The sequence below is a fragment of the Pseudomonas sp. NPDC089530 genome, assembly GCF_050280705.1.
In the GTDB taxonomy this organism is placed as follows: Bacteria; Pseudomonadota; Gammaproteobacteria; order Pseudomonadales; family Pseudomonadaceae; genus Aquipseudomonas.
Genome location: NZ_JBNNVU010000199.1, coordinates 1 through 2044, shown reverse-complemented (window position 1 = coordinate 2044; position 2044 = coordinate 1). Strand labels below are relative to the sequence as shown.

Below are 2044 nucleotides of genomic sequence, written 5' to 3'. Positions count from 1 at the left end.
AGATCAAGATGAGCCAGGGCGCCAAGCCCGGCCACGGCGGCATCCTGCCCAAGCACAAGGTGACCCAGGAAATCGCCGACACCCGTGGCGTGCGCTTCGCCGAGGATGCGCACGCCCAGGCCCGGGCCCGGGAACGGGTGACGGTAGACCATGTCGTACGGCAGGCCCAGTTCCAGGCCCAGACGACGGACTTCGTCCTTGAACAGCTCGCGCAGTGGCTCGACCAGCTTGAGGTTCATCTCTTCCGGCAGGCCGCCCACGTTGTGGTGCGACTTGATCACGTGGGCCTTGCCGCTCTTGGCGCCAGCCGACTCGATCACGTCCGGGTAGATAGTGCCCTGGGCCAGGAACTTGATGTTCTCCAGCTTGCAGGATTCGGCATCGAACACGTCGATGAAGGTCCGGCCGATGATCTTGCGCTTCTTCTCCGGGTCGGCTTCGCCGGCCAGGTTGCTGAGGAACTGATCTTCAGCGTTGGCGCGGATCACCTTGACGCCCATGTTCTCGGCGAACATGGCCATCACTTGCTCGCCTTCGTGCAGGCGCAGCAGGCCGTTGTCGACAAAGACGCAGGTCAGCTGGTCGCCGATGGCCTTGTGCAGCAGGGCCGCGACCACCGAGGAGTCAACACCGCCGGACAGGCCGAGCAGCACATTGTCGGTGCCGACCTGGGCACGGATCTGGGCGATGGCGTCGTCGGCGATGTGCGACGGCGTCCACAGGGCTTCGCAGCCGCAGATGTCGAGGATGAAGCGCGACAGGATGCGACCACCCTGCTTGGTGTGGGTCACTTCCGGATGGAACTGCACGCCGTAATAGCGCAGATCGTCGTTGAACATGCCGGCAATCGGGCAGCTCGGGGTGCTGGCCAGGATGTGGAAGTCTTCCGGCATCTTGGTGACCTTGTCACCGTGGCTCATCCACACGTCGAGGCCGAACAGGCCGTCGGCGTCCACGTGGTCTTCGATGCCGTCCAGCAGGCGGCTCTTGCCGACCACATCGACGCGGGCATAACCGAATTCACGCAGCTCGGAGCCTTCGACCTTGCCGCCCATTTGCTCGGCCATGGTCTGCATGCCGTAGCAGATACCGAAAACCGGCACGCCCAGGTCGAACACCGCCTGTGGGCAGCGTGGGCTGTTGGCTTCGTGCACGGACTCGGGGCCGCCGGCGAGAATGACACCTTTGGGAGCGAATTCGCGAATCGCTTCGTCATCCATGTCGAACGGATGCAGTTCGCAATACACACCGATCTCACGCACGCGGCGGGCGATCAGCTGGGTGTACTGGGAACCGAAATCGAGGATCAGGATGCGGTGGGCGTGAATGTCGAGGGCCATGATTCAGTCTCGTCTAGGTAATTCGAAAACAATCGTGATTCAGAAACGACTCGGGGCTGAATAAAACAGCCCCGGTCATTTAACGTTTTGCTTGAAGCATCAACCTACGCGGTAGTTCGGCGCTTCCTTGGTGATCTGCACGTCGTGGACGTGGGATTCGGCCATGCCGGCGCCAGTGATGCGTACGAACTCAGGCTTGGTGCGCATTTCTTCGATGTTGGCGCTACCGGTGTAACCCATGGAAGAACGCAGGCCACCCATCAGCTGGTGGATGATGGCGGTCAGGGTGCCCTTGTAAGGGACACGGCCTTCGATGCCTTCCGGAACCAGCTTCTCGGCACCCGCGGAGGAGTCCTGGAAGTAACGGTCGGAAGAGCCCTGGGCCTGGGACATGGCGCCCAGCGAACCCATGCCGCGGTAAGCCTTGTACGAACGGCCCTGGAACAGTTCGATCTCGCCTGGCGCCTCTTCGGTACCGGCGAACATCGAACCCATCATCACGGCCGAGGCACCGGCCACGATGGCCTTGGACAGGTCACCGGAGAAGCGGATGCCGCCGTCGGCGATCAAGGGCACGCCGGTGCCTTCGAGGGCGGCGGCGACATTGGCGATGGCGCTGATCTGCGGGACGCCGACACCGGCGACGATACGGGTGGTGCAGATCGAGCCCGGGCCGATACCGACTTTGAATGGGTGGGCGTGGG

The 2044-nt window shown here is 62.9% G+C and carries 1 protein-coding gene and 2 pseudogenes; 1 reads left to right on the top strand and 2 read right to left on the bottom strand.

Annotation, left to right across the window (positions count from 1 at the left end; genetic code table 11):
• Positions 1-8 precede the first annotated feature (8 nt).
• Positions 9-68 (top strand): annotated as a pseudogene (locus ACQKQA_RS30210) (hypothetical protein); the annotation flags it as partial.
• Positions 69-95: 27 nt separating this feature from the next.
• Here ACQKQA_RS30210 and guaA read toward each other — a convergent pair.
• Together guaA and ACQKQA_RS30200 are read right to left on the bottom strand one after the other, a co-directional pair.
• Positions 96-1340, bottom strand: a pseudogene (gene guaA / locus ACQKQA_RS30205) (glutamine-hydrolyzing GMP synthase); the annotation flags it as partial.
• A 99-nt stretch (positions 1341-1439) separates the two neighbouring features.
• On the bottom strand, positions 1440-2044 hold a 605-nt coding region (locus ACQKQA_RS30200), incomplete at its 5' end, for an IMP dehydrogenase (protein WP_427564786.1).